This window comes from Candidatus Sarcina troglodytae, assembly GCF_015708635.1.
Classification (GTDB): domain Bacteria; phylum Bacillota; class Clostridia; order Clostridiales; family Clostridiaceae; genus Sarcina; species Sarcina ventriculi.
In genome coordinates this window covers 37,850-60,702 of record NZ_CP051755.1, presented here as the reverse complement: position 1 = coordinate 60,702, position 22,853 = coordinate 37,850, and the positions used below count along the sequence as shown (strand labels likewise).

General features: G+C 24.5%; 28 protein-coding genes. 11 read left to right on the top strand and 17 right to left on the bottom strand.

Annotation, left to right across the window (positions count from 1 at the left end):
* Nucleotides 1-168: 168 nt before the first annotated feature.
* Nucleotides 169-822 carry a CPBP family intramembrane glutamic endopeptidase gene (locus HH195_RS11765; RefSeq protein ID WP_207750893.1) on the top strand — a complete coding sequence of 218 codons (654 nt, stop codon included), beginning with the start codon at nucleotides 169-171 and terminating at the stop codon, nucleotides 820-822.
* A gap of 78 nt (nucleotides 823-900) precedes the next feature.
* Nucleotides 901-1,875 carry a beta family protein gene (locus HH195_RS11760; RefSeq protein ID WP_196371962.1) on the top strand — a complete coding sequence of 325 codons (975 nt, stop codon included), beginning with the start codon at nucleotides 901-903 and terminating at the stop codon, nucleotides 1,873-1,875.
* A gap of 270 nt (nucleotides 1,876-2,145) precedes the next feature.
* Here the strand turns inward: HH195_RS11760 and HH195_RS11755 are convergent, their stop codons facing one another.
* From HH195_RS11755 to HH195_RS11740, 4 genes are all read right to left on the bottom strand, one after another.
* Nucleotides 2,146-2,553 carry a major tail protein gene (locus tag HH195_RS11755; protein ID WP_196371961.1) on the bottom strand — a complete coding sequence of 136 codons (408 nt, stop codon included), beginning with the start codon at nucleotides 2,551-2,553 and terminating at the stop codon, nucleotides 2,146-2,148.
* Nucleotides 2,554-2,572: 19 nt separating this feature from the next.
* Nucleotides 2,573-2,869 carry a hypothetical protein gene (locus HH195_RS11750; RefSeq protein WP_196371960.1) on the bottom strand — a complete coding sequence of 99 codons (297 nt, stop codon included), beginning with the start codon at nucleotides 2,867-2,869 and terminating at the stop codon, nucleotides 2,573-2,575.
* 62 nt (nucleotides 2,870-2,931) lie between these two features.
* On the bottom strand, nucleotides 2,932-3,636 hold the full coding sequence (locus tag HH195_RS11745; RefSeq protein WP_196371959.1) for a phage tail tape measure protein: 705 nt from the start codon (nucleotides 3,634-3,636) through the stop codon (nucleotides 2,932-2,934).
* A gap of 98 nt (nucleotides 3,637-3,734) precedes the next feature.
* Nucleotides 3,735-4,058, bottom strand: a complete 324-nt coding sequence (locus HH195_RS11740; protein ID WP_196371958.1) for a hypothetical protein — start codon at nucleotides 4,056-4,058, stop codon at nucleotides 3,735-3,737.
* A gap of 147 nt (nucleotides 4,059-4,205) precedes the next feature.
* On the opposite strand from HH195_RS11740, the gene HH195_RS11735 reads away from it, so the two are divergent.
* Complete coding sequence (locus HH195_RS11735; protein ID WP_055260241.1) at nucleotides 4,206-4,454, top strand: DUF4160 domain-containing protein; 249 nt, start codon at nucleotides 4,206-4,208, stop codon at nucleotides 4,452-4,454.
* Nucleotides 4,455-4,456: 2 nt separating this feature from the next.
* Nucleotides 4,457-4,717 carry a DUF2442 domain-containing protein gene (locus tag HH195_RS11730; RefSeq protein ID WP_112366058.1) on the top strand — a complete coding sequence of 87 codons (261 nt, stop codon included), beginning with the start codon at nucleotides 4,457-4,459 and terminating at the stop codon, nucleotides 4,715-4,717.
* A 116-nt stretch (nucleotides 4,718-4,833) separates the two neighbouring features.
* Here HH195_RS11730 and HH195_RS11725 read toward each other — a convergent pair whose 3' ends face one another.
* The 5 genes from HH195_RS11725 to HH195_RS11705 form a co-directional block, all read right to left on the bottom strand.
* On the bottom strand, nucleotides 4,834-5,109 hold the full coding sequence (locus HH195_RS11725; protein WP_196371957.1) for a hypothetical protein: 276 nt from the start codon (nucleotides 5,107-5,109) through the stop codon (nucleotides 4,834-4,836).
* Nucleotides 5,110-5,352: 243 nt separating this feature from the next.
* A complete protein-coding gene (locus HH195_RS11720; RefSeq protein WP_196371956.1) occupies nucleotides 5,353-7,230 on the bottom strand; it encodes an FtsK/SpoIIIE domain-containing protein in 1,878 nt (625 codons plus the stop codon).
* Entirely contained in the window at nucleotides 7,223-7,378 is a 156-nt protein-coding gene (locus HH195_RS11715; protein ID WP_160326753.1) for a hypothetical protein, read from the bottom strand. The genes HH195_RS11720 and HH195_RS11715 overlap by 8 nt, the downstream gene beginning before the upstream one ends.
* 98 nt (nucleotides 7,379-7,476) lie before the next feature.
* Nucleotides 7,477-8,397: a hypothetical protein gene (locus HH195_RS11710; protein WP_196371955.1), complete on the bottom strand. Its 921-nt coding sequence runs from the start codon at nucleotides 8,395-8,397 to the stop codon at nucleotides 7,477-7,479.
* Between the two features lie 436 nt (nucleotides 8,398-8,833).
* Nucleotides 8,834-9,508, bottom strand: a complete 675-nt coding sequence (locus tag HH195_RS11705) for a hypothetical protein (RefSeq protein ID WP_196371954.1) — start codon at nucleotides 9,506-9,508, stop codon at nucleotides 8,834-8,836.
* A 435-nt stretch (nucleotides 9,509-9,943) separates the two neighbouring features.
* Between HH195_RS11705 and HH195_RS11700 the strand changes: the two genes are divergently transcribed.
* The 4 genes from HH195_RS11700 (at nucleotide 9,944) to HH195_RS11685 (ending at nucleotide 13,330) form a co-directional block, all read left to right on the top strand.
* A complete protein-coding gene (locus HH195_RS11700) occupies nucleotides 9,944-10,663 on the top strand; it encodes a hypothetical protein (RefSeq protein WP_196371953.1) in 720 nt (239 codons plus the stop codon).
* A gap of 1,062 nt (nucleotides 10,664-11,725) precedes the next feature.
* Nucleotides 11,726-12,208 carry a hypothetical protein gene (locus tag HH195_RS11695; RefSeq protein WP_196371952.1) on the top strand — a complete coding sequence of 161 codons (483 nt, stop codon included), beginning with the start codon at nucleotides 11,726-11,728 and terminating at the stop codon, nucleotides 12,206-12,208.
* 91 nt (nucleotides 12,209-12,299) lie between these two features.
* The gene (locus HH195_RS11690) at nucleotides 12,300-12,536 is read left to right on the top strand and encodes a hypothetical protein (RefSeq protein WP_196371951.1); all 237 of its coding nucleotides are present in this window, start codon (nucleotides 12,300-12,302) and stop codon (nucleotides 12,534-12,536) included.
* A gap of 257 nt (nucleotides 12,537-12,793) precedes the next feature.
* Nucleotides 12,794-13,330 (top strand): hypothetical protein, encoded by a 537-nt coding sequence (locus tag HH195_RS11685; RefSeq protein WP_196371950.1) that lies wholly within the window; start codon nucleotides 12,794-12,796, stop codon nucleotides 13,328-13,330.
* Between the two features lie 212 nt (nucleotides 13,331-13,542).
* On the opposite strand, the gene HH195_RS11680 is transcribed toward HH195_RS11685, so the two are convergent.
* The 3 genes from HH195_RS11680 to HH195_RS11670 form a co-directional block, all read right to left on the bottom strand.
* Nucleotides 13,543-13,851, bottom strand: a complete 309-nt coding sequence (locus tag HH195_RS11680) for a ribbon-helix-helix domain-containing protein (protein WP_058994028.1) — start codon at nucleotides 13,849-13,851, stop codon at nucleotides 13,543-13,545.
* 1 nt (nucleotide 13,852) lies between these two features.
* Nucleotides 13,853-14,674 carry a ParA family protein gene (locus tag HH195_RS11675; RefSeq protein ID WP_196371949.1) on the bottom strand — a complete coding sequence of 274 codons (822 nt, stop codon included), beginning with the start codon at nucleotides 14,672-14,674 and terminating at the stop codon, nucleotides 13,853-13,855.
* Between the two features lie 364 nt (nucleotides 14,675-15,038).
* Nucleotides 15,039-15,743: a MerR family transcriptional regulator gene (locus HH195_RS11670; protein ID WP_196371948.1), complete on the bottom strand. Its 705-nt coding sequence runs from the start codon at nucleotides 15,741-15,743 to the stop codon at nucleotides 15,039-15,041.
* Nucleotides 15,744-15,860: 117 nt separating this feature from the next.
* Between HH195_RS11670 and HH195_RS11665 the strand changes: the two genes are divergently transcribed.
* Both HH195_RS11665 and HH195_RS11660 read left to right on the top strand, forming a co-directional pair.
* Nucleotides 15,861-16,544, top strand: a complete 684-nt coding sequence (locus HH195_RS11665) for a nitrite/sulfite reductase domain-containing protein (RefSeq protein ID WP_058994034.1) — start codon at nucleotides 15,861-15,863, stop codon at nucleotides 16,542-16,544.
* 734 nt (nucleotides 16,545-17,278) lie between these two features.
* Complete coding sequence (locus tag HH195_RS11660) at nucleotides 17,279-17,581, top strand: hypothetical protein (RefSeq protein WP_196371947.1); 303 nt, start codon at nucleotides 17,279-17,281, stop codon at nucleotides 17,579-17,581.
* A gap of 767 nt (nucleotides 17,582-18,348) precedes the next feature.
* Here the strand turns inward: HH195_RS11660 and HH195_RS11655 are convergent.
* The 5 genes from HH195_RS11655 to HH195_RS11635 all read right to left on the bottom strand — a co-directional run bounded on the left by HH195_RS11655 (nucleotide 18,349) and on the right by HH195_RS11635 (nucleotide 21,627).
* Nucleotides 18,349-18,582 carry a hypothetical protein gene (locus HH195_RS11655; RefSeq protein WP_196371946.1) on the bottom strand — a complete coding sequence of 78 codons (234 nt, stop codon included), beginning with the start codon at nucleotides 18,580-18,582 and terminating at the stop codon, nucleotides 18,349-18,351.
* 407 nt (nucleotides 18,583-18,989) lie between these two features.
* The gene (locus tag HH195_RS11650; RefSeq protein WP_195926516.1) at nucleotides 18,990-19,628 is read right to left on the bottom strand and encodes an ATP-binding cassette domain-containing protein; all 639 of its coding nucleotides are present in this window, start codon (nucleotides 19,626-19,628) and stop codon (nucleotides 18,990-18,992) included.
* A gap of 452 nt (nucleotides 19,629-20,080) precedes the next feature.
* The gene (locus HH195_RS11645) at nucleotides 20,081-20,578 is read right to left on the bottom strand and encodes a GNAT family N-acetyltransferase (RefSeq protein ID WP_196371945.1); all 498 of its coding nucleotides are present in this window, start codon (nucleotides 20,576-20,578) and stop codon (nucleotides 20,081-20,083) included.
* Nucleotides 20,579-20,632: 54 nt separating this feature from the next.
* Complete coding sequence (locus HH195_RS11640) at nucleotides 20,633-21,145, bottom strand: GrpB family protein (RefSeq protein ID WP_196371944.1); 513 nt, start codon at nucleotides 21,143-21,145, stop codon at nucleotides 20,633-20,635.
* On the bottom strand, nucleotides 21,145-21,627 hold the full coding sequence (locus tag HH195_RS11635; RefSeq protein ID WP_196372017.1) for a GNAT family N-acetyltransferase: 483 nt from the start codon (nucleotides 21,625-21,627) through the stop codon (nucleotides 21,145-21,147). The genes HH195_RS11640 and HH195_RS11635 overlap by 1 nt, the downstream gene beginning before the upstream one ends.
* 218 nt (nucleotides 21,628-21,845) lie before the next feature.
* Between HH195_RS11635 and HH195_RS11630 the strand changes: the two genes are divergently transcribed.
* Nucleotides 21,846-22,796, top strand: a complete 951-nt coding sequence (locus HH195_RS11630; protein WP_058994044.1) for an alpha-hydroxy-acid oxidizing protein — start codon at nucleotides 21,846-21,848, stop codon at nucleotides 22,794-22,796.
* The last annotated feature ends 57 nt before the right edge of the window (nucleotides 22,797-22,853 follow it).

Sequence of the window (22,853 nt, the reverse complement as noted above, 5' to 3'; positions counted from 1 at the left end):
TGGAGTAACGTGGTATAAAGTTAGTTCAGAAAATGGAGCTGTAGTAGGATGGATTAGCTATCAAGTATGTTGATTAGGTTAATATTATAAATATACTTAATTTAAAGATAATATTGACTATATGTTTTTAACTTGTTATCATACTCAGGAGTACAGTTTACACGTGATATGTTTAATTCTTTAAAGGATATATCTATGTTTATTTCTATTATTTATGTAATAAAAAATAAAATATCTGAAGATTTTAAATATGAATTTGTAAAATCACCATCTATAAACGTAATTATACTACCAATAATAGTTAGTTTTATCTCAGAAGTTATTACCACCTTTTCAAGAATGATTCCTGCATTTTATGGATATAATGTGATAGGAATAGGTTCAAATCAAGCACTAGTGAAATACAATTCTTTTACATTATCATTGTTTATTTTTTGTGGATTAATTCCAGCAATAATTGAAGAGACCTTTTTTAGATTTTTTTCATATATTTATCTAAAGAAATTTTTAAAATTTATTGTTGAAAATAGAAGTTTGATTTTTATTAAAAACATATCAAACAATATATACACAAAAATGTTTATAAATAAAAAGTTTAGTTATAATTTAATATGGATTTTAATAATTTCCACTATATTTGCAATGGCTCATGGACCTAATATATATAATTTTTATCTATATTTTATACCGGGTGTAATATTTGGAGTATTTTATTTTAAATATGGTTTATTATCAGCTATATTAGCTCATGCATTTGGTAATTATTTTTCTCCTCCAGTAATGGATTTAATAATATATATAATTAATATGTTTGTAAAATAGATTTGTATAATTTCATAGTTATACTCTTTTTGTGATTTTCATATAATTTAACCAATATGCGTTAAGGGGGAGATTGTAATGGAGTGTAACTATGTTCCTATATTAAAATGGAAACAAGGAGAAAAAAATGCATTATCTTATCTATCAGATAGTGTTAAGGATAGAATAGTACCACTAATAGAAATTGTTTCTTTTAATAATAAGAATAATAAGAAGCAAAAAAATTATTGGGATAATAGACCTTTTTATCTATATATTAATAATGAATTACATGGGAATAATTTAAAAAAATTTAATAAAATCAAGAATGAGTATAATAATAATTATACTATACCAGTTATAACAAATAAAAATACAGATGAAATAATTAATAACTTTATCTATACTAGTAATAATGGGTTTGCTATTAGAATAAATAAGTTAGAGTTTAAAGAGATAGATAACATAATTTATCGTGTTAATAATTTAGATTATAATATGGAAATAGATTTAATATTAGATTTATTTAATATTTCTAGTGCAGATTTAGATGTGGAAAATATATTTTATTTATCTAATATTATAAACAAGTTATATAATTCTATTAAATTTAGGCGAATAATAATAGCATCTACAGCTATACCTAATTCAATGAGTGAATATGAGAAACATAAAATAATACAAATTGAAAGATATGAAATTAAGTTATTTGAAAAGTTATCGAAAAAAGTATATCCTAAATTAGTTTTTGCTGATTATTGTACAAAATATTATAAATATATGGAGTATAATCATTTTGTGCATAAATATTTTAACATAAAATATACAACTAATGATTATTATTTGTTAGTTAAAGGCGAGTTAGATAAAAAAGGCTTTGAAAAGGAAAATATATCTTTTTTATGTAAATTACTTACGTTAGATGGTAGATATTGTGGGGAAAATTATTCTTTTGGAGATAAGTATATTTATGATAGATCTGGCAGTGATTTAAGTTTAGGTTATGGAAATGCTACTACATGGATAACAAATTGTATTAATCATCATATAACTTTTACAAGTAATAATATATAGAAATATTATTAAATAAAAAAGTAAGCAGTAATAGAAATTAATCTACTACTGCTTTTACTAAGTTTAGTACTATTACAAAGATTTCAGCTAAACTATAATACCATAAATTTTGTTAAAATGTAAGTTTTATTATGGTATATAAACCCTATTATAAAAATTCTCTATAAAATTATTTCCAACTGGTAGATCTTCTTCCCTAACAAAATACTGCATGTTTCCATTATCTCCAAGACATTTAACACTAAGCTTATAGGTTTGTACATTAACATTTTATCCTGTAGTTTCTGCATCCAGGGTATTTAATGTAACTAAACAATTATAGTAAGTTATAAATTCTCTATTACCAAAATTATCTGTTCTAATTAAGCTTACAGCACATCTGCTACTTTTATTATCTTTTCTTATAATATAGCCACCGTTAGCGTCTATTGTAGCTCCTTGCAACCTTGCTAAAGCTGTAGTATTAATACTGTAAATTTCTAGTTCTAGATCTATATCTTCTATTTTGTCATTAACCGCAATTTTTCTTGTTGCAGTACTTATGTATTCTGTTTTTCTGTTTACACTTGCAACTGCTGTTTTAGCTGTATCAAATATGTAGTTTTCTCCATAAGTATTACCTTCTTTAAAAGCTATTAAAACATCTTCTAGCCCTGTTATTATCTTTATATCGCTCATAATTTATTCCTTTCTATTTTTATATTACCCCAGCACGTCTAAGCTGTTGTTTTTGCCTATATGCCATTGTTTCCATACCAGATTTAAAGTCAAATTCGCTCTTAGCAGTAACATTCATGTTATTATTAAATGTTACATTACCAGCTTTACTGTTGTTATTAATTAAAGCAGATTTCATTTCTGCACTTAACCCTCTTATTGCATCTTTTACAGCACCAGAAACTTGGCTAGCTACTTCGCTTTTAACACTAGCTTGCATGGATTTTACAGAGTTTACGTGGTTGGTAATCTTAGTACCCTTAGGTACATAAGCCATACCGTCGCTTAGATTTACTACAGACCTACTATTATTTTCCCATAGCTCCCAACCATTTTCGTTTACATTTGCAAAACCTTCTTTGGCACTGCCAAAGCTGTAGTTGTAGTACCAAGTGCTGTATTTGTTGCCATACTTGCAACCTGTGCAGTACCAAATTTACTTGCTAAACTTCCAACAGCTTCTATTGCTTTACCTAACCCACTTGTTAAGTTTATTAGAACAGAAGATAAAGCGTTCCCAGATTTGCTACCCTTAATTCCACGGTTGGCTAATACCCCTAACCAAGCAGAGGATTCTTCTATGGGTACATTTAAGTTTTTAAGTGTACCACCTACCCCAATGTAAGCTTCCATCAGGTCGCCAGCGGTGGTATTACTACTTCTTTGTGCTTGTGCCACAATATCTAAATATCTACCTAAATTTTTAGTTTCTATGCCCATCGCACTCATGCTATCTGTTGTTAAATCAGAAGCTCTGGCAAGATCTAAATTTGTCGCTTCGCTAAGTCTTAATATTGGCTCTGTTCCTTCTAAAATCTGCTGTACATTCCAACCAGCTAAAGCATGGTACTCCATTGCTTTTGCACTTTCTGTTGCATTTTTAGAAGTTGTAGCACCTAATTCTTTAGCTTTATCGGAAAGCTTTTCTAGATCCTTTCCTGTTGCACCAGAGATTGCACTAACCTGTGCCATGCCTTGTTCAAAATCCATGGCAACTTTTGTACTATACCCAGCAAAAGCAATCATAGGTGCAGACATAGCCATTAAACTTGTACCAACTTACCTCATTCCATGTCATAATAATTCCCTACTATATTTATATACTATAATTATATTACTATTAGAAAACCTACTCAATCTATTTAAAACCTCCTACCATGAACTTCTTGGTGACATTTTCTACATAACACTTGCAATTCTGAATCTAATTCTTTTGTAAAATGCTCATATGAAAGATGATGAACATGTAAATTTCTTTTAGCTCCACATTTAGCACATTGATAATTACCAAGCATAAGCGCTCTAGCACGTCTTCTACGCCATTTTGAACTATGTATATAGTTTTCATACCTTTCCCTTCTTGTAGGTTTATATGGAGGTGTTTTAAGTCCTATAATTATAGCTATAATTACTAATACCAATATTACCATTAGAAAAGCTATAGCTACTACCCAATCATTAATCATTTTTTATCCTCATTTTTCCATGTTTTTCGTTAGTTTATGCTCTTCTAATATTTTTATACAAACATATACAAAATATTAATATTCACTTACACTACTAAAAAAGGTTATAATAAAGTATCAAATTTAATAATAAACGAGGTGAATTTTATGCCAGTTATAAGTAGATTTTTTGGAATAGTAATAAAAATGTACCCTAATGATCATTTGCCACCTCATTTTCATGCGATATATGGTGAATATGTTGGTGTTATAGACATTAATACTTTGGACATGATTGAAGGTGATTTATCTAATAGAGCATTAAAATTAGTTAAGGAATGGGCTAGTAAACACCAGCAAAGTTTAATGAATATGTGGAATACCAAAGAATTTATAAAATTGGAGGGATTAGAATAGTTATGAGCAACTTCATTAGTAATAAAATAAAAGAAATAAAAATTGATAGTGATGATTATTTACTTATTGTACTTTTTGCTAATGGAATAACTAAAATTGTTGATTTTAAAGAAAAGCTTAAAGATGACATGTATTCAGATTTAAAAAACAAAGTATTATTTGCACAAGCTAAAGTAGATGCAGGAGGATATGGGGTTAGTTGGAACGACGATATTGATATAAGTGAATATGAACTTTGGAATATAGGAACTTTAAAAAACTAATAAAAAAAGAAGATTTTCTTTTATTTTTAAGAAGATCTCCTTTACATACCCACCATAGCTATTCTTATAAACCCCTCATTTTATTTTTTTATGATTGATGAATAATTTAACTATGTTTAAGCTAAGAAATAATAAATTAAAAATCCTAAGATTGAAATACTTATAAAGATTTCATACATAGTTAACTTAATATTTTCTAGTCTTAATAATTGAATTGTACTTAACCCAAAATTTGGTTTACTTTTTCTTTTCTTTTTCTTGCCAAACTTTAATTTATAAAGTGCTAAATTTACTGTATAAAAAATTAAAACTTTGGCAAACATTAATAATATAATTATAAATATAGCTTTTAAAATAGTGAGTTCGAAGGAGCTATAACTAAAATTATACATTGTACATCATCCTTTCATTTTATCAATTTAACTTCTTTTGTATGAAGGGTATGTACTTAAAAAAGAGTGAGTGTAAGACTGAGTAGTTGGTTTTTATACCCACTCTTTTTATGCTTTAAAAGCTTGATTTTAGTTATATTTGAGCTTTTGGATAAAGAGGGAGGGAGCGTAGCGAGTGACCGATAAAGGCGCTGATTTTCCACAAAATGTATTTTGTTCTCTTAGTTTGTCTTTATTTATATATTATATATTTATTATGAATTTTTTAAGTGGAAGAACTCTTGCTGAAAATTTAGGTAAAATTCTAAACTTAGGTACGCTATCTCTAAGAATAAATAGATTAAAATCTTCCTGTTGATATAATTTATTGTAAAGTGTTATCTTAGAATCTCCAGTAAAATGTGTTAAATCCACTTCTACATAAGATTTATATGTGCTATTTTGATAGGTATATTCTATATAAAGGTCGGGAATAACCATTCCATTTAAACATCGTGGAGTTAGCTTAAAATTATTAATTATACTACCCTGTGCTACTAATTGTGATACAAAATCATTACGGATAGTATCATGTTCTGATATTTCCTTAAACTCCTTGAAAGTATAAGCTAAGGCTGTTTTATTATACTTATAACTCTTTAAAACACCTTGTTCCTCTAATTCTTTTAACCTTCTTCTAGCATTATTATTATTATGATAGAACATTATTTCAGCCTGTTTAACAGTTATACTCTTAAAATCTTCTATAAACTTTAATATTTGTTTATCATATTTGCCATTGGTTCTTACTTTAGGAACTATTACTTTTTCTTCTTTTGGCGATAAATCTGTTGCAATTTCTAAATTATCTTGAAGGATAACTCCACCCTTTTTAACATAAATAGTACTTGGAGGTAATACAGTTACATTTTCTCTTTCCTTTTTAGTATTAATAGTATTGTTTTCTTTATCTTTAATTAAATCTCCTGGAAGCCTTATTTCTTGTACACAATCCTTTAATAATTTAAAATCTTCATCTAGCTTAGGAGCAACTATAAAATTATAACCATCTTGTCCATCATAGATAGCTTCTCTAAATCCTAAATCTTTTGCATCTTCAGTACCAACTGCTATTTTACTATCATTACCTGATTTTAATTTAAATGTTAAAACACTTAGCTGACTTCTTATAGTAGTATCAACGTTAGCAACTGTAGGTCTTTGAAGTACACTAAGTAAATGTATTCCAACACTTCTTCCAGCTTTACAAATTCTATTTATATAATCTTCACAATCCTGTTTTAATTCCTTAATTTCTTTTTTATCATTATCACTGCTTCTAAAAAAACTAAATTCTTCTAAGATTAAATAAATTCTATTGTGCTTCCTGGCATTATATTTGTTATATTGAGCTATATTTCTACAATTAGCTTTTTCATATGTTAGTGCCCTTCTATCTGCTATACCTATTAATCTTTCCAACATTACTTTAGTTTCCTCTAAACTATTAGCCATTATTTTTACATTCTTGCAATCCTTGAAAAGACTTGTTTCTCTATTTACAATTTGTGCAAACCATAATTCAAATTTGTTATCTTTATTTGCTAAGAGATTAGTTATAGCCATAAATAAAGCTGTAGTCTTTCCAGTACCAGTCATTCCACAAAATAAGTTATGTGGATTTTTATTTATATCTATTAAAAATGGCTTTCCATCTGCTTTATAGCCTAAAAATAATTTATCACATGGACATTCTACAGGCTTAAAATCTAGATTAGGTTTACTAGTTATAATATTTATATTTATAAACTTATTAAAATTCCCATGATCTAATTGTATTACTGCACCTAAACTATCCTCTAAAACAGGCTTTATATCCTCCAATTGTTTAAAACTTAAACCACTTGGAATAATACATTTAGCAGTATAATTATCGCCTATTTTTCTTATCTTAGTTAACCTAAATGTTTGCCCATCTTTATTACAGATATTTTTATTTATTTTTTTTAACGCTCTATCCCATTCTTGTCCAACTGAATTAGTAAATTTAAAAGCTGTAGATGCTAAAGTTACTGCAAGTGTTCCAGTACCTGCAACAAGTCCAAAATTTAAAATATTATGTGCTAAGCTATAATCAAACATTTAAATTACTCTTTTTTAATTGCTTTCTCATATCTTCCTCTATTAAATCTTTAACATAATCAGAAAAATTTCTTTTTGCTTTTACATGAAGAAATAATTCTAATTCACTTTCTTTAAAACTTATTGTTATTCTGTGTTTAGTTGTCATTTTTTTATACTCCTTTAAAATCTTTTATAATAATATATATTCTAAAAAAGTATAAAATATACCAACTTTTTATAAATATTTATAAAGTTTTATAACCTCTATTCCCAATCATCATCAGAAGTATCCCAACCCAAAAGCTGTGCTTCTAATTTATCATAGTCATATTCTCTTTGTGTAAAGTTAGCAAAAGTAGATGTAGCAAGATTCCTTTTAGTTTCATAAGCATTTTTATATTTTAATTTGTTAGTAGCAATTGTTCTAGCAGTAGATTTTCTTTTAACTTCAAAAAAAGCAATAACATCATCAACTACTACTTCTAGGTATTTATCCATATTAAATCTTGTAACATCTAATTTTTTAAAAAGCTTTCCTCTGATTCTATCCACCATTTTTTCTATTGTAATAGCATTAAACTTTTTCTTGCTGATTAATTTCTTTCTAGCTATAGCAACTAACTCGATTGGAGCAACTGTATCTTTATTGTTTCTTTCACATGCTTTTTTATAAGCTAAAGAATTTTTATAATTAATTTTAGAAACATCATTAGATGTATTATCAGTAATAGTAATATAATTATTTTTAATATTTTGTATTTGAGTATTTTCTAAATCATTCTCTAAGCTAGTAATTTCAATACTTTCAATGGTATTTTTATTTGTCACTTCTTCTGTCACTTTATTTGGTGCTTCTAAAAATTTCCTTGCATGATAAACATTAATTTTACCTATCTTTTCAATAAAGATAAGTTTTGCATTTTCTAATTTATAAATAATCTTTTTGAAGTTTGAAATAGACTTAATTTCTTTATGGTATCTCTTATACATGTTCCAGATATCTTTAATAGATTTTCTAAGACCTTGCTTTAGATTTGCTCCATGTTTTATAAGATAAGCTAAAACACTCATCATGTTTGATTTAGTGCTGTTAAAGATTTTATAGTTATCTCTTAAATCATTTATAGTAGTTATTTCCTTTACAGTAAGATTAGTTGTATATTTTTTCTTAGTTATTTTTATCATATTATTTATCCACCTTTCTTTTTGGATAAATAAAAAGTTCTAACCCCTATAATAACTATAAAGATTAGAACTCTAAAACTTTTATAAACTTTTAAGCAACTTTACTAAGTAATTTAACAAAATTATTGCCAAAAAAGAATATATATTATATAATTAACTTAAACAAAAACTAAAGATTAGTTTTTTTGAGTAAGTTAATTAAAAGTTTCGTTGACTCTGAACTTTATAGATATCCGTTTCATATCTATAACTTAATTTATAAAATGTTTACCAGACATTTTATAAACGGGTTAATGGAACTTTTTATTTATTTATGTAAAATCTCTTAAATATTCAAAATTTATAATTTAATTATAACATCTTATGCAAAGAGTTACAAGAATTATGTATATATTTAGACAAAAAAAGCTAGGTAAGTTACCTAGCTTTTTTAAATCTATTGTTTTAAATCAGGATGCATAAACACGTTTTCGCTTAAAGCGATTAAATTATCAGTCGTTATGTTATCCCAATTTATCTTTTCTACAGTTTCTTTACTCATATCAAAACTTAAAACTTTTCCATCTTCTTCATTGCCATACATATCAACCAATGGAAAATTAAAAACAAATTGATAAGATGTTATTTTATCTCCTGCAACTGCGTAAACAGATTTGATTATATCCTTTGCATTTAAATATGCTCCTTTAAGCATAAAATTTTTACTTAAATTATCATTCATTTTAAGAATAAATACTACTGGTTGAGAGTCACCAACCATTTCAACATAATTTATTTTTTCAAGATTTTTTATTGTTGTAGGGATTGCATCTTCAATAAGTTCCTTAGTGGTCTTTTCAGTTTGAATTGTATCTTTGTTTAAATCTGTAGTCATTTCTGGTGTAGCAGTGTTTGAATTAGTTGAACTACTGGATTTAGTGTTGGAAGAATTAAAGATAGAAATTAAGAAAATAAGAGCACATATTCCAGTGATAATTCCTCTAGATACTTTATTAAATTTTTTATATTTAAACATAAGAAATAATCCTACTGGAAAAAAAAATATTAGCATAAATACAGTAAACCACGTAGCTTTTAAAATATTATTTTCACTTGATTTGATTTCATTCATATATAATATCCCCCTTTTATAATATGGATATTATATCAATTAATTCAATATTATTCAAACTAACAGATATTTAGGAATTGATTTCTTATCAAATGATATGATATAGTAAATATACACTATAACTTATTTAAGTTCTTTAAAACGATTCTACTAAAAATAACTAGATTTTCTAGTTATTTTTTTTATTTTCCTTGATTATAAAGTATCATTTAAACTATTTTATTAAATGTTTAATATAAAAATATCAAAGTAAATTTGTTTGTAGTTTAAATGACTGTTAATTAAAAGTGTTAATTAAACTATAGTTTAAATTAGATTTTAATCACATAATATAATTTTTATGTTTACAAATATTTTATTTGTTATTTTTTAGAATTAATACTATAATTTATATTAAATTATATATAAAGGATTTAATTGGATAAAGGTGAATAAATGAGAAGAAGTAATAAAACAAGAAGATTTAATACTGGCAAAAGTATAGTCTTATTAATATTGATATTAGTTTTATTTCTATTAATAACAGGTATATTAATAATAGGTATTGATAAAATTCAAGGAAATGATCATGAGGAATATATGAAAAATTATGACCACGATGTTATGAGGTTTGATTTATATTTAAATCAAGGACAGTATGAGTTTATACCAAATGAAAATTTTTGGAATAGGGTTCATTTATATGATGATGAAAAGAATGAGATTGATAAGCAATCAATAATTATTTCCCTACAGGATTCTAATTTAAAATTTTCAGAATATGTTTTAACAAAAAATGCAGAATATATGAAGGTTAATATAAATGATATAAATGGATGGATTAAGTGGACAATCCCTACTTTAGATGAAGATAGCAAAGTTTTTATTAGAAGTTTTATTTCTAAATCAGATAATGATAATTCCATAGAAGTTTTTCCTTTTAATGATGATAATTTTATATTGATATATACTAGCGAAGGTGCAAAAATATTAGATTTAAATAATAAAAAAATCAATTGGTCTGGCGGAGGATATTACGAAAGTGTAAAGGTAGATATATATTCAGATACTATAAGTTGTAAAGGGGATCTTAGCTCTAAAACATATTATTTTAATAAGTATGGAGAGGAACTTGATAAAAATTTAAAAGTAATTGATACTAATGTCATAAATTAATTGTGAATATAGAAATATTGATATAATTTAAATATATATTAGTTTAGAATGAATAATTAATTATATTTAATAAATATTTCTTATATAATTTTACAAAAGGTGATATAACCACAACAAAGGAATTATGGATAATTATAGAATAATATTTTTTAACTACGTTTTATAAAATGTAAGTAACAACACTTAATTTATAAAGTGTTTAAAGGAAAAAAGTTTTTGATATTTTGGTATATAATGTAAATTAAATCGTGTATTTATAGGAAAAAGGATTAGCTCATTGCAAGTGCATTCTATAAAGAGTAATATTTTCTGTATTTAGACAAAGCTAATCTTTAGAATATACAAAATAAAATACATTGCCGTTTAGTATATTTAATACGATTTTTAATTATTATTTTATTATTTGATAACCTTTAATTATAAATTTTAAATAGGTTATGTAAATTATCTGAAAATTTATTTTGAAAATTCAGATAATTATATTGAAAATAAATATATATAGTAATAAAATATAAATTATTACTATATATTAAAGGATGTGTTACACTGAATATCAAATTTAAATTAACTTTAGATGATTATATTAATTTAAATAAATATATAAATAGACATTGTAAAAATTCAATTATAAGTATATCTATTGATATTTTTTTAATCGTTACAATTATATTATTGCTTTTAAAATTTTTTTATACTTATAATCTTTTTTTGGCAATAATATTTATTTTTTTATGTTTGATTATATTATGTTTTGTGTATTTCAATAAAAAATTCAAATTTAATTTAACTGTAAAAGAGGAATTTTATAATAACGATTACAACAAAAATAATATTATAGTTTTTATTTCTAATAATTCTTTAAAATTTAAATATGATTGTATTGACTCTTTTGAAATGCGTTTAGATTTCACCGAAATAAGCAAAATAACTACAGATAAAAATTATTTATATGTCTTTAATAATAATTATATATTTTCATTTATCCCGTTAAAATATATATCTCAGCAGCAATTAAACATGTTATTTAATATAGTTCAATAATCTTAAGTAGGAGGGGCATTAATGGAACTAAGGTATACTTTATCATTAGATGATTATGTAAATTTAAATAAATATTCTCCTCAAAAAAAGAAAAATGATTTAAAAATATTACTTACATTATTTATATTTTTTTTCTTTATTACTATTCTAGGATATTTGGTGAATTTTTCTCTGGGAAATAAATGTGCTATATTATCTATTATTTTTTATATAACCATTATTATATTTAAGAATCTCATATTAAAAACAGCTATAAAGAAAAAAATTTTAACTTTTCCTTATATGTTAGATGACATTATTCTTAAATTTAATAATGATTCAATTATTTTTAAATATGATTGTGATTATGTTGCTCCAATAAAATTTAATCTTAATATTATAAGTGAAATACATGAATGTGAAGATTATTTATATGTATTTAGCAATAAAAATAATATACTATTTTTTATACCATTAAAATTTTTATCTGAAGACGATAAAAATAAATTTTTAAATTTATTTTAGCAAAAATTAAATATCAAACACACTGTATCCTCATCTTTTAATTCATCCATACTCATTTTTTTAAATAATAAAAATCAAAAGGAGGTTCTTTATGGTATTATTTAGTATAATATCAGAAGAGCAAATTCAAGCACAAAAAGAATTAAAAATAAAAGAATTTTTAATTGATTATACTTTTATTTTAAATAGAAATTCAGTATTTAGAAAGGAAGCATTATTTGAATTGAAATCAATGTTAATAGAAAATGAAAAAGTTGAGTATTTAACCTTTACTAGGTCTTTATTTGTAATTTTAACCAATCATAACTTTATGAATCCTTTGATATAATCAATGTTTTTGCTTTATCTGTTACTATTTCCCCCTAATTTGAGTTTTTATAATTATACCATATTTGTAATTACGAGTAAATAATTAAACATTTGGACTATATGAAAAAGTAATGAAATAATAGAGGTAGTCCAAATAAGTTAAAAGAATATATTATAATTTGCATATAATCATCTTTAAATTATAATTTATATATAGTAAATAAAAACAAACTTACTAAAACAAAAAATAAAGTAAAGGTGGTGTATTATAAAAAAATGAAATTTAATCAATTATTTAAAGAAATATCTCCAAATGAAATATGTGACAATATGTTTACAATGGTCGAGAATGATTTTTTTGTTGTTACAGCTGGTAAAAAAGAGCATTATAATTCGATGATAGGGAGTGGAGGAGGATTTGGAACTCTCTTCAAAAAGCCAACTACATGGTGTATATTTAAAGCTGATAGATATACTCTTGAAATTATTGAAAAAGAACATACATATACACTTTCTTATTTTTCAGATGAATATAAAAAAGAAGCACTTCTTTTAGGCAACGAATCTGGAAAATATAGTGATAAAATGAAAAAGACTAAATTAAGAAGTATTGAAATGCCTGATAAGGATATATCTTTTCAAGAAGCTAAACTAATTATTCAATGTAAATTAACACAAATTACTACACCAAATCCAAAAAATTTTTATGCAGATGAAGCTAAAAAGTATATAGAAGAAGCCTATAAAGATTCAACAAATTATAGAAAATTTGTTTTTGGTGAAATAACTCATGTTTGGATAAAAAATAATTAAATTTTATAAATTTGCAATTAATAAGTATTACAATTATTAATTGCATTTAATATGTATTTTAAAGCTAATATAGGTTTAGTAGAGAAGTTTTTGCATTTAGTAATGTTGTTAAAAAGTATAATACATTTAAGGAAATAATATAACAAAAATATTACTTAATATAAAATAAATAAGTAATAAATAAGTAACATATTTATTACTTATTATATAAATTATTTATTTCTCTTACCTTTTCCTTTATTTCTTGTATTATAACTATTAACTAACTTTTTATCTATCTCAATATCTTTTAATAAATTTGAGAGTAGATCCTCAAATAATTTACTCATACTTATACCATTGGTTTCAGCAATAGTTTTTAACTTATCTACATATTCAGAGGGTAGATGAATACCTATTTGCTCCTTTTTAGTTTTTTTTGTATTTGGTATTAAGTCCATTATATTAATATTTTTTGTAGTAGGTTTCTTTATATCCTTTATCACTAATTCATCATCGTCAAACAAATCAAATTTACTCATTTTATAAAATCTCCTTTTCTTTAAGTTCATCTATTAAGTTGGAAAAATCTAATTTAAACTTATTAGACTGCTTTTTCTCTTTTAAAAAATCTAAAACGCTAAGTTTATATAATACAGATTTTTCTACTAAAGTAGTTTTTCTAATTTTAGAATGTAGAAGCAATTTATTAATATCAGTAAATTTGTTTAAATAATTATCAAATATAGACAAAACTTCTTTCTTTCCAGTTTCAACTTTAGTTAAAAGTAAGTGAATATCAGCTTGATTATCTAATCCAATATCCTCTAAATCTTTTATATATAATTGCTTAAATAAAACAGCACCTCTTATTGATGCAATATCTCCATGGGCTACTGGTATTATAATTGAATCTGTTGCAATTAAAAAGTTTTTAGATGTTAATGTATAACTTGGAGCTAAATCAATAAATATATAATCATATTTATTAAATGTATGCTTATTTTTTGCAAACCATCTTCCAAAGAAAGTTTCACGAGATGTTTTAGTTGTAAGACTTTCATCTAATGTGCATAAAGTTAAATCAGATGGAATTAGGTCTATATTTTTATATTTAGAATTAGGCGACTTAATAATAAGTTCATCTGCAGATAAATTGTTATTTACTACATCAAGTAAAGTTTTATCTTCGTGAGAGGTTTTATATATAAATTGAGTTAGATTTGCTTGTAAATCAGCATCAATTAATAATATTTTTAAATTTGGATTACTACTTGCTAATTGATAAGCAGTAAGCAGAGTTGTTGTTGTTTTACCAATTCCACCTTTTATATTAAAAAAAGAAATTACTTTAGTTGTTTTCATAGTGTGTACCCCTTTCTTATATTAATTTTTATTATATAATAACAAATAAATAACATCAATTAATATTAATAAGTTATAAATATGTTACATAAATATAACTTATTAATATTAAAAAAGTAGAATATATGTAACTATTAATTATTAATTAGATGTTAAAACTTAAATAATAAAAAAAGTAGAAACTAACGCTATGAGGATACACATATATGGTTCTAACTTGAAAACTAAGGTATCATTTTAAATAATTCTTTACTTAGATTAAATGAGTTTTAGCAATCTATTGGTACTTGTATCTCTGAAATAAACTCATCTTCATTACCAGTTTCATGTATATTTATCCTACAAATTTTTATAATATCTCCTGCTATCTTATAATTATTTTTTTTATAAAATCAATAATGTTATTTATATATATTGGTTCTTTATCATAACTTCCTTTATATGTATAAGTTATATAGTTATTTTTATTTAACTGCATATCATAAGGTTCATCATTTTTAACTATGTAAAAAGCATCTTTATATGAAATTTCATTACTTTCTAATATTTTTTCAGTATTATAAGTAACTCCTATTTTATTATTACCCAATATATAAAATAAACTTCTATACTCTTGTTGCAGCTTTTTAATAATACAACTTACCTCGTTTATATCATCAATATCTAACTTTAGAAGTCCTCTTTCTTTTATAGGGACAACTTGTATTTTATTAAACTCTAAATTATTATCTATTTTTTTGATGGTATTTAATCTTTCTTTTATATTATCCTTATTTTGGGTTAATTTTTCTATTTCATTATCTATTATTTTCATTTCTTCTTTTAATATTTTCTTGGTGGATTCTAAATTTCTATCCACTAAATATTCTTTAATTCTTTTCATTGGGATATTTAATTCCCTAAGCTCTTTTATAAGATTAAGTTCCCATGCATTGCTTATATCGTAAAGCCTATACCCGTTACTATCTCTAATAGGTTTTATAATTCCTAACTCTTCATAATAAATTAAGGAATCTTTTCCTATATCATAGATTTTAGACATTTCTCCTATCTTATAATACTTTTTCATAATATCCCTCCTAAAAAACTATTGACTCTAGTATTATACTATAGTTTATATTTTTATTAATGTAACTTAAGTAATTAAAATACTATAAAATTTTTATATAAAAAAGGAGTTTAAGTAATGAAAAATGATTTATTAGAAAAGGGAGCAATAGTACAAAGAGATAGGGAAACGTATGCTTTAGTTCCACATTTTGTTGCTGGATTAATTACACCAGAACAATTAAGAAAATTAGCTGATGTTGCTGAAAAATATAATGCAAAAGCTATAAAAATAACAGCAGCTCAACGTATGGCTATAGTTGGATTTCAAGAAGATGATATAGATAATGTATGGAATGAATTAGCACAAGTGAACATGAAACCTGCTTCTGCTGGAGGGCTTTGTGTAAGAAGTATAAAGGTTTGTCCTGGATCAAGTTTTTGTAAAAGAGGTCTTCAAGATTCAGTAGTAATTGGGGAACAGTTAGATAAAATATTTAGTGGAAGAGTTCTTCCAAGTAAGTTAAAAATGGGGGTTAGTGGATGCCCTAATAGCTGCGGTGATAGTCATACCAGAGATATAGGAATTATAGGCGGAGGTAAAGGCTGGATGGTAGTTGTAGGGGGAAAAGGTGGTACTAAACCAAGAATTGGTAATAAAATAGCCTTGTCTATACCAACTGATAATATAATAGCGTTTATAGAAAAAATAGTAACTACATATGAAGATAATGCAAAGAAGAAAGAAAGACTAGGTGATTATATAGATAGAATAGGTTTTGAAAACTTTAAAACTTTGGTGGACGTTGAAGCATATCTTTAATTTATACTTTCTTATTATTGAAATTATAGGACAGATTAATGACCAATTAATTTATTAAATACATGGATTATTAATATCAAAAACTATTATGAAAGTATTGTTTTTATAATTAATATATTTTGAATTCTCCTAACTTTTATGCGATAATTTTATGCGTTATAGCAATAATCATTTTTGAAATTTATTATCTTATAACTAACAAAAATAAGAAAACTATTGCTGAAAGTTTATGACAATGAGCTAGTGGAGAAGATTTTATGGACAAATTTAGTCATATATTTTTATTAAATATTTTTTCTCACGAGCTTATGGATTATATTTATCAAGTATTTAAAAACTATAGGAATACAGAATACGTGATTAAAATATAATTATAGCTTGAATTGATAATAATTTTCATTTATAATTATTTTGTGAGGTAAAATTTAACTTTAATGGGCGAAAATATAAAAAATAGCTTTATTTTTAAGCACATTAGCTATTAGTCTTAATTCACTTTCTGTAATTTCATACGCAGATACCCAAAATATTGACATTCAAGACACTAACACCATAATACAAGAAAATATGTTCTCACAAGAAAGCACAGTATCCGAAGAAGGTAATTATATTATTATCTGGATAACGCTAAAATAGCCTATTATTCTGTTAAAAATGCTAAATATGTTTCAGAATATATAGACTATGGTAATGCCCTATATAAAACATCTGGTGCTTCTGGAATAACTATAGGATTGAATTTAACTAAAAGCATTTCAGCTTCAGCCTCGACAACCTTTAGTGGTGCAGTCACTAAATCAGCTATATCTTCAGCGGTAGGTTTTAGTGTAACATCAAGTACAAGTGTTAGTTATACAGGTTCTTATACAGTTCCATCAAATGCTAAAAAAGCAACATTAACAGCTTATCCACTATATAATAAATATAGCTATGGTATCTACTTAAGAGGTAAAGGCTCGCTTCCCGATACTTTAATGACAACAGGAACAGCATTAAAACCTATCGGTATTTATTACTCAAAATCAGTAACTTATTAAAATACAAAGGAATTTTTATAAAATGAAAAATGGCTTAAAAGGAACAATAATAATTATATTATTATCATTTATAAATATATTTAATTTTAAAATTAGTAAACTTATTTTAAATTTAGACACTATTTATTTATCTGAAACTCAAGAATATGTAGGAATGGTATCAATTATTTCAAATTCGATAAATATTATATATATAGTTCTATGTATGTTAACTTTTTTCTATTTCTTTATTTTTAAAAATAATATACATTCAAAAAATTAATACTACACGATAAAAGGATAATGAGAGTATATTTCATTATCCTTTTATTTTTACAAAACCTGACTTTATAATCAATAATATAGCCATATTTCTCATTTAATGACTTAAATAATGTGAATATGTTCCCTTAGAGCCTTCTCTACTGTTTCTCTATTTAACGATATATAGTCTTGTGTAGTTTTAACGCTGCTATGTTGTAGTAGCTCTTTAACTAAAACTATGTCATAGTCATTGTTCACGTACATTTATGTGACAAAATACTTCCTAAAGCTATATGTACTTATCCTATCAAGTTTTAAGTAATCAGAAACTATTTTCAATTGTTTTTGTACAGCTCTATCGCTTATAGGAAATATCTTAGCTGTTTCTTTTATGTTATTTTCATATTTATGTATAATAATAGTTAATATAACTTCTGGGGGTATTTTATGAATTTATTATTTAATTTAACAAAGATAATATCAACTTCTATATATATTGTTTTATTACTATTTTACAGTATTTTTCACACTATTTTTCTTTGTTTAAAAGGAACTGATTTTAACCCTACCCATTGTAATATTCTAATTGATATATTATTAATATTAATACCATCTATTCTACTATTTATAATTATAGTTCTTTCAATATTAACAAATGAATCATATATTAAATATTCATTGTATCTATTAATTACATCTATAGCATTATCAGTTGCAGTAATATCGCTTGTTTTCCTTAAATATATGGGGTATGCCAATATATTTACTATTTTCTTACCCCGATATTTAAAAGTATTGTTATTAATAGTATCATTATCGTCTATTTTATTGTTATTTAATTTTTTAATAATAAAGATAAAAAATTAAAATTAATACTTAAGCCCTATAAACGTATTATTTTAGGTAAAAATACATAATATGTTAAAGTTTGGAAATATAATTTTAACATGGGATTAAATATATGAAACTTCTGGGGAATAAGAGATTTTACTGATATATAGTTATATCTTGTCCACTTTGATGTATATAGTGCATTCTCTTATAATATAACTTCTTATTAAACAAATCCTATACCCATTGTGATACTTAGTTTTAACACTATTTATGATATGATTATATAGTTATTTTTCTAATAGTATCAATATTGTTAACTTCTAATACTATTTTACTGTTTAATAAATACCCTTCCTTTATCTAGAGTATATATTTTATCTGCCAAAATATCTATATCTTCTTTATTATGACTAGTTATTAATATAGTTTTTCCTTTTTCCTTAAAATTTAATATTAAATCTCTCATTTTTTCAACACTTTCATTATCCAATGCATTCATTGGTTCATCCAAAATTAATATATCTGGATTCTCCATTATTGCTTGAGCAATACCTAATTTTTGCTTCATCCCTAAAGAATATTTTTTTACTGCTTTATTATTATTAGGGTCTAATCCAACTGATAATAAAGCATCATTAATTTCATTATTTCCTATTTTACCTTGTATATCTGCTAAAATTTTTAAGTTTTTATATGCACTATATCCTGGAATAAATCCTGGTTCCTCTATAAATATACCTATATTTTCTGGAAAACTTATATCTTGTCCTATTATTTTATTATCTATACTAATATATCCATCCGTTGGTTTTATCAATCCACAAATAGCTTTAAATAACATACTTTTTCCTGATCCATTATATCCAACAAAACCATAAGTCTTTCCTGAATTTAATTCTATATTTATATTATCTAATATAGTTTCATTTTTAATTTTTTTTGATAAATTTTTAATAATTATATTTGACATATTTGCCTCCTAATTAAAATCTTTTTTTGTATAATCTTAATTAAAATTATATTTAATATTAAGATTAAAATTATAAAGAAGAATATACTCCAAATTGGGTTTATAAATCCTGCATAATCCAAAACTAAGGAACTTCTTGCCATCATAGCATTTTCACTAATTAATATATATAAAATATTCTTAGGCAATAAATCACCAAACAACGGCTCTATCAAAATTATACATATAACAAGGTAAATATACATGTAATCTTTAAATTTCAAAGATAAATTTATTATGATTAAAGATAATACTATTAAAATCAACTATTTAATAAATTATGCAGATAAATACGCAAGTTAAATGAAATTAAATTATGTGAACAATTTAAATTCATTTAAATATCTCAAAATATATATTTACTTAGTTAAGTAAATTAAAAAAAGATACAAGTTTAACTTGTATCTTTTTATTTAATATAAAAATTTAGCCATAAATATTTCATCTTCAAATTTTCCATTTATAAGTACAGATTGTCGTTTTATACCTTCAATAGAAAATCCATATTTTTTATACAGCCTTATAGCTTTTTTATTGTTATTAAATACACTTAACTCTACTTTTTTTACTTTAAATGTATCATTACAATATTCTAAAAGTTTAACCATCAATGCACTTCCAATACCCATGGAATGAAAATTAGGATTAACCATTATAGTTATATTTGCACAATGTGATCTTTTACCACTTAATTTATTTAAAATAGCTACTGCTATTACAGTACCATTTATTTCTACAACTTTCCCAATTTCATTTGCATCTTGTATAGCTTTAATTTTATTTTTTATTTTTTCTGGCGATTCATTATCTAAAGCTAAAATATATTCTATTACTCCTGGCATTTTTCTTATTTTACTTATATCTACAAAATCATTAATATGTGCATTTCTTATAATAAATGAATTTAACATAAATTAATCACCTTAATTCTATATTATACGTTACTTAAAATAACCATCTATTAACTATTTTAAATTAAGTTTCTTATAAATTTCGTTAATAATATTTTCTTTGTATTGCATATATTTTTCTATATTTTCCGGATAAATACTTGCACCTTTTAATTTTACTTCTCCATATTTTTTCATATCTTTTTCATGTGATCTTAAATAATTTCTAAATAAAATATGTCTCTTTAATTCTTTAGAATATTTAGGACATACATACAAATGATGTGCCATAAATATACTTTTATCATATCTAAACGCATGTCTATCTTTTATTCCTAAATCACCTTCATAATAATATCCATGCTTCTTTAATCTGCTTATAATTTCAGAAAAATTATTATAATTGTCAATAATAATATCAATATCTATAATTGGTTTGGCAGCTAGTCCATAAACAGCAGTGCTTCCTACATGTTCAATTGCTATAATTCTATCTCCTAATATCTTTTGAAAATATAGTTTTAATTTAAAAAATTCATTAATCCATCTAGTATTATACTTTTCAACAACTACTTTTTCAGTTCTCATCAATTAACACCGTCCTGATTAAATTTCATTTTTATAAATTCTCCAGGACCAATTGATGTTTCTTTATTGTACCTAGATACCTCTATAAATCCAGCTTTTTTATAACAATTAATTGCTCTTTTATTAAATTTTCTTACTTCTAAGATAATATCTTTAAAAGGATACAAATATGCACACTCTTTTATAATTAATTTCATAGCTACATTTCCTAATCCTTTTCTACATAAAGTTGGTTTTAGTCCTATCCCAACTAAAATTTCTGTTTCTTTAGTTTGAAATCTGACATAACCATATAACTCATTGCACTCATTAACAATTGAAAAAAATTCTTTTTCTCTCTTTTGTTTTATTGTAATTGCCCATTTTTCATTTATAGCCCTGCTGTAATTAGGATAATTATATATGGAATATTCACCTTCATATTTCCAGTTACAAATTTCTTTAGCATGCTTTTCAGTAAATCCACTTAATTTTAATTGCATTTAATATCATCCCTCAATAAAGTTTACTACCTTAATAATATAGTAAACAAATTATAAATAAAAGTATACTTTCTATATTTAATATAGTTTCTATAATTAACTAATGCAAGAAAAATAAGATTAAATTAAAACTTTTAATAACGTATATTGTTGAATGATAGAAAATTTAATAATATACTTTAGTTAATGATAAATTAAAAAAGAAAGGAGATTTATTTATGAGTGAATTAAATAAAAATTTATGGCCAGGACCAAAAGGGCTAATTCCTGTAACGAGTGGAAAGGCAGAAGATGCTAATGTGTATAATAGAAATTTTTTAGATAGCATACATGTGGAGATGCGTATTATTGATTCGATAGAACCTAATTTAACTACTAAAATTTTTGGAGAAGAGTATGCATCTCCTATTATGATGCCAGCGTTTTCACATTTAAATAAAGTAGGTAAAGATAATAAAAAGCCTATGATAGAATATGCTAGGGCTGCTAAAGAGTTAAATCTTTTAAATTGGGTAGGAATGGAACCAAATGAGGAATATGAAGAAATTTCAGTTGCTAATTCAAAGACAATTAGAATTATAAAACCATTTGCAGACCATTCTATAATTATAAATCAAATAAAATTTGCACAAGCACATGGAGCAATAGCAGTTGGCATAGATATTGACCATGTCGCTGGAACAGATGGTAAGTATGATGTAGTAGATAATATTCCAATGGGACCTGTTTTATTAGAAGATTTAAAAGAATATGTTAAAATAGCAAAGATTCCATTTATAGCAAAAGGTGTTTTATCTGTACAAGATGCCTTAAAAGCAAAAGAAGCAGGGTGTAGGGCAATAGTTGTTTCTCATCATCATGGGAGAATCCCATTTGGAATAGCACCACTTCAAATTTTACCACGTATTAAAGAAGCATTAAAAGATAGTGGAATGACTATATTTATAGATTGTTCTATGGATACAGGATATGATGTATATAAGGCATTAGCCCTAGGAGCAGACGCAGTTTCAGTAGGTCGTGGAATCTTAGCACCTCTTTTAAAAGAAGGAAAAGATGGAGTAGTAAATAAGATAAACAGAATGAATGAAGAACTTTCTGAATTAATGATTTATACAGGTATAAAGGATACAAAGTCTTTTGATTCATCAGTTCTATATATTAAATAATTTATTTTTATAAGATAATAGATTAATCAAAATCTATTATCTTTTTCAATTAAATAA

Excerpts from the sequence above, each read along its gene's own strand:
- HH195_RS11755 (WP_196371961.1), bottom strand. The coding sequence starts at position 2,553 with ATGAGCGATATAAAGATAATAACAGGGCTAGAAGATGTTTTAATAGCT.
- HH195_RS11700 (WP_196371953.1), top strand. The coding sequence starts at position 9,944 with ATGAGAAGAAGTAATAAAACAAGAAGATTTAATACTGGCAAAAGTATA.
- HH195_RS11745 (WP_196371959.1), bottom strand. The coding sequence starts at position 3,636 with ATGGCTATGTCTGCACCTATGATTGCTTTTGCTGGGTATAGTACAAAA.
- HH195_RS11685 (WP_196371950.1), top strand. The coding sequence starts at position 12,794 with ATGAAATTTAATCAATTATTTAAAGAAATATCTCCAAATGAAATATGT.
- HH195_RS11645 (WP_196371945.1), bottom strand. The coding sequence starts at position 20,578 with ATGTTAAATTCATTTATTATAAGAAATGCACATATTAATGATTTTGTA.
- HH195_RS11740 (WP_196371958.1), bottom strand. The coding sequence starts at position 4,058 with ATGATTAATGATTGGGTAGTAGCTATAGCTTTTCTAATGGTAATATTG.
- HH195_RS11750 (WP_196371960.1), bottom strand. The coding sequence starts at position 2,869 with ATGGCTTATGTACCTAAGGGTACTAAGATTACCAACCACGTAAACTCT.
- HH195_RS11715 (WP_160326753.1), bottom strand. The coding sequence starts at position 7,378 with ATGACAACTAAACACAGAATAACAATAAGTTTTAAAGAAAGTGAATTA.
- HH195_RS11675 (WP_196371949.1), bottom strand. The coding sequence starts at position 14,674 with ATGAAAACAACTAAAGTAATTTCTTTTTTTAATATAAAAGGTGGAATT.
- HH195_RS11670 (WP_196371948.1), bottom strand. The coding sequence starts at position 15,743 with ATGAAAAAGTATTATAAGATAGGAGAAATGTCTAAAATCTATGATATA.
- HH195_RS11635 (WP_196372017.1), bottom strand. The coding sequence starts at position 21,627 with ATGCAATTAAAATTAAGTGGATTTACTGAAAAGCATGCTAAAGAAATT.
- HH195_RS11640 (WP_196371944.1), bottom strand. The coding sequence starts at position 21,145 with ATGAGAACTGAAAAAGTAGTTGTTGAAAAGTATAATACTAGATGGATT.
- HH195_RS11705 (WP_196371954.1), bottom strand. The coding sequence starts at position 9,508 with ATGAATGAAATCAAATCAAGTGAAAATAATATTTTAAAAGCTACGTGG.
- HH195_RS11730 (WP_112366058.1), top strand. The coding sequence starts at position 4,457 with ATGAGCAACTTCATTAGTAATAAAATAAAAGAAATAAAAATTGATAGT.
- HH195_RS11760 (WP_196371962.1), top strand. The coding sequence starts at position 901 with ATGGAGTGTAACTATGTTCCTATATTAAAATGGAAACAAGGAGAAAAA.
- HH195_RS11695 (WP_196371952.1), top strand. The coding sequence starts at position 11,726 with ATGGAACTAAGGTATACTTTATCATTAGATGATTATGTAAATTTAAAT.
- HH195_RS11690 (WP_196371951.1), top strand. The coding sequence starts at position 12,300 with ATGGTATTATTTAGTATAATATCAGAAGAGCAAATTCAAGCACAAAAA.
- HH195_RS11735 (WP_055260241.1), top strand. The coding sequence starts at position 4,206 with ATGCCAGTTATAAGTAGATTTTTTGGAATAGTAATAAAAATGTACCCT.
- HH195_RS11665 (WP_058994034.1), top strand. The coding sequence starts at position 15,861 with ATGAAAAATGATTTATTAGAAAAGGGAGCAATAGTACAAAGAGATAGG.
- HH195_RS11765 (WP_207750893.1), top strand. The coding sequence starts at position 169 with ATGTTTAATTCTTTAAAGGATATATCTATGTTTATTTCTATTATTTAT.
- HH195_RS11720 (WP_196371956.1), bottom strand. The coding sequence starts at position 7,230 with ATGTTTGATTATAGCTTAGCACATAATATTTTAAATTTTGGACTTGTT.
- HH195_RS11680 (WP_058994028.1), bottom strand. The coding sequence starts at position 13,851 with ATGAGTAAATTTGATTTGTTTGACGATGATGAATTAGTGATAAAGGAT.
- HH195_RS11630 (WP_058994044.1), top strand. The coding sequence starts at position 21,846 with ATGAGTGAATTAAATAAAAATTTATGGCCAGGACCAAAAGGGCTAATT.
- HH195_RS11725 (WP_196371957.1), bottom strand. The coding sequence starts at position 5,109 with ATGTATAATTTTAGTTATAGCTCCTTCGAACTCACTATTTTAAAAGCT.
- HH195_RS11650 (WP_195926516.1), bottom strand. The coding sequence starts at position 19,628 with ATGTCAAATATAATTATTAAAAATTTATCAAAAAAAATTAAAAATGAA.
- HH195_RS11710 (WP_196371955.1), bottom strand. The coding sequence starts at position 8,397 with ATGATAAAAATAACTAAGAAAAAATATACAACTAATCTTACTGTAAAG.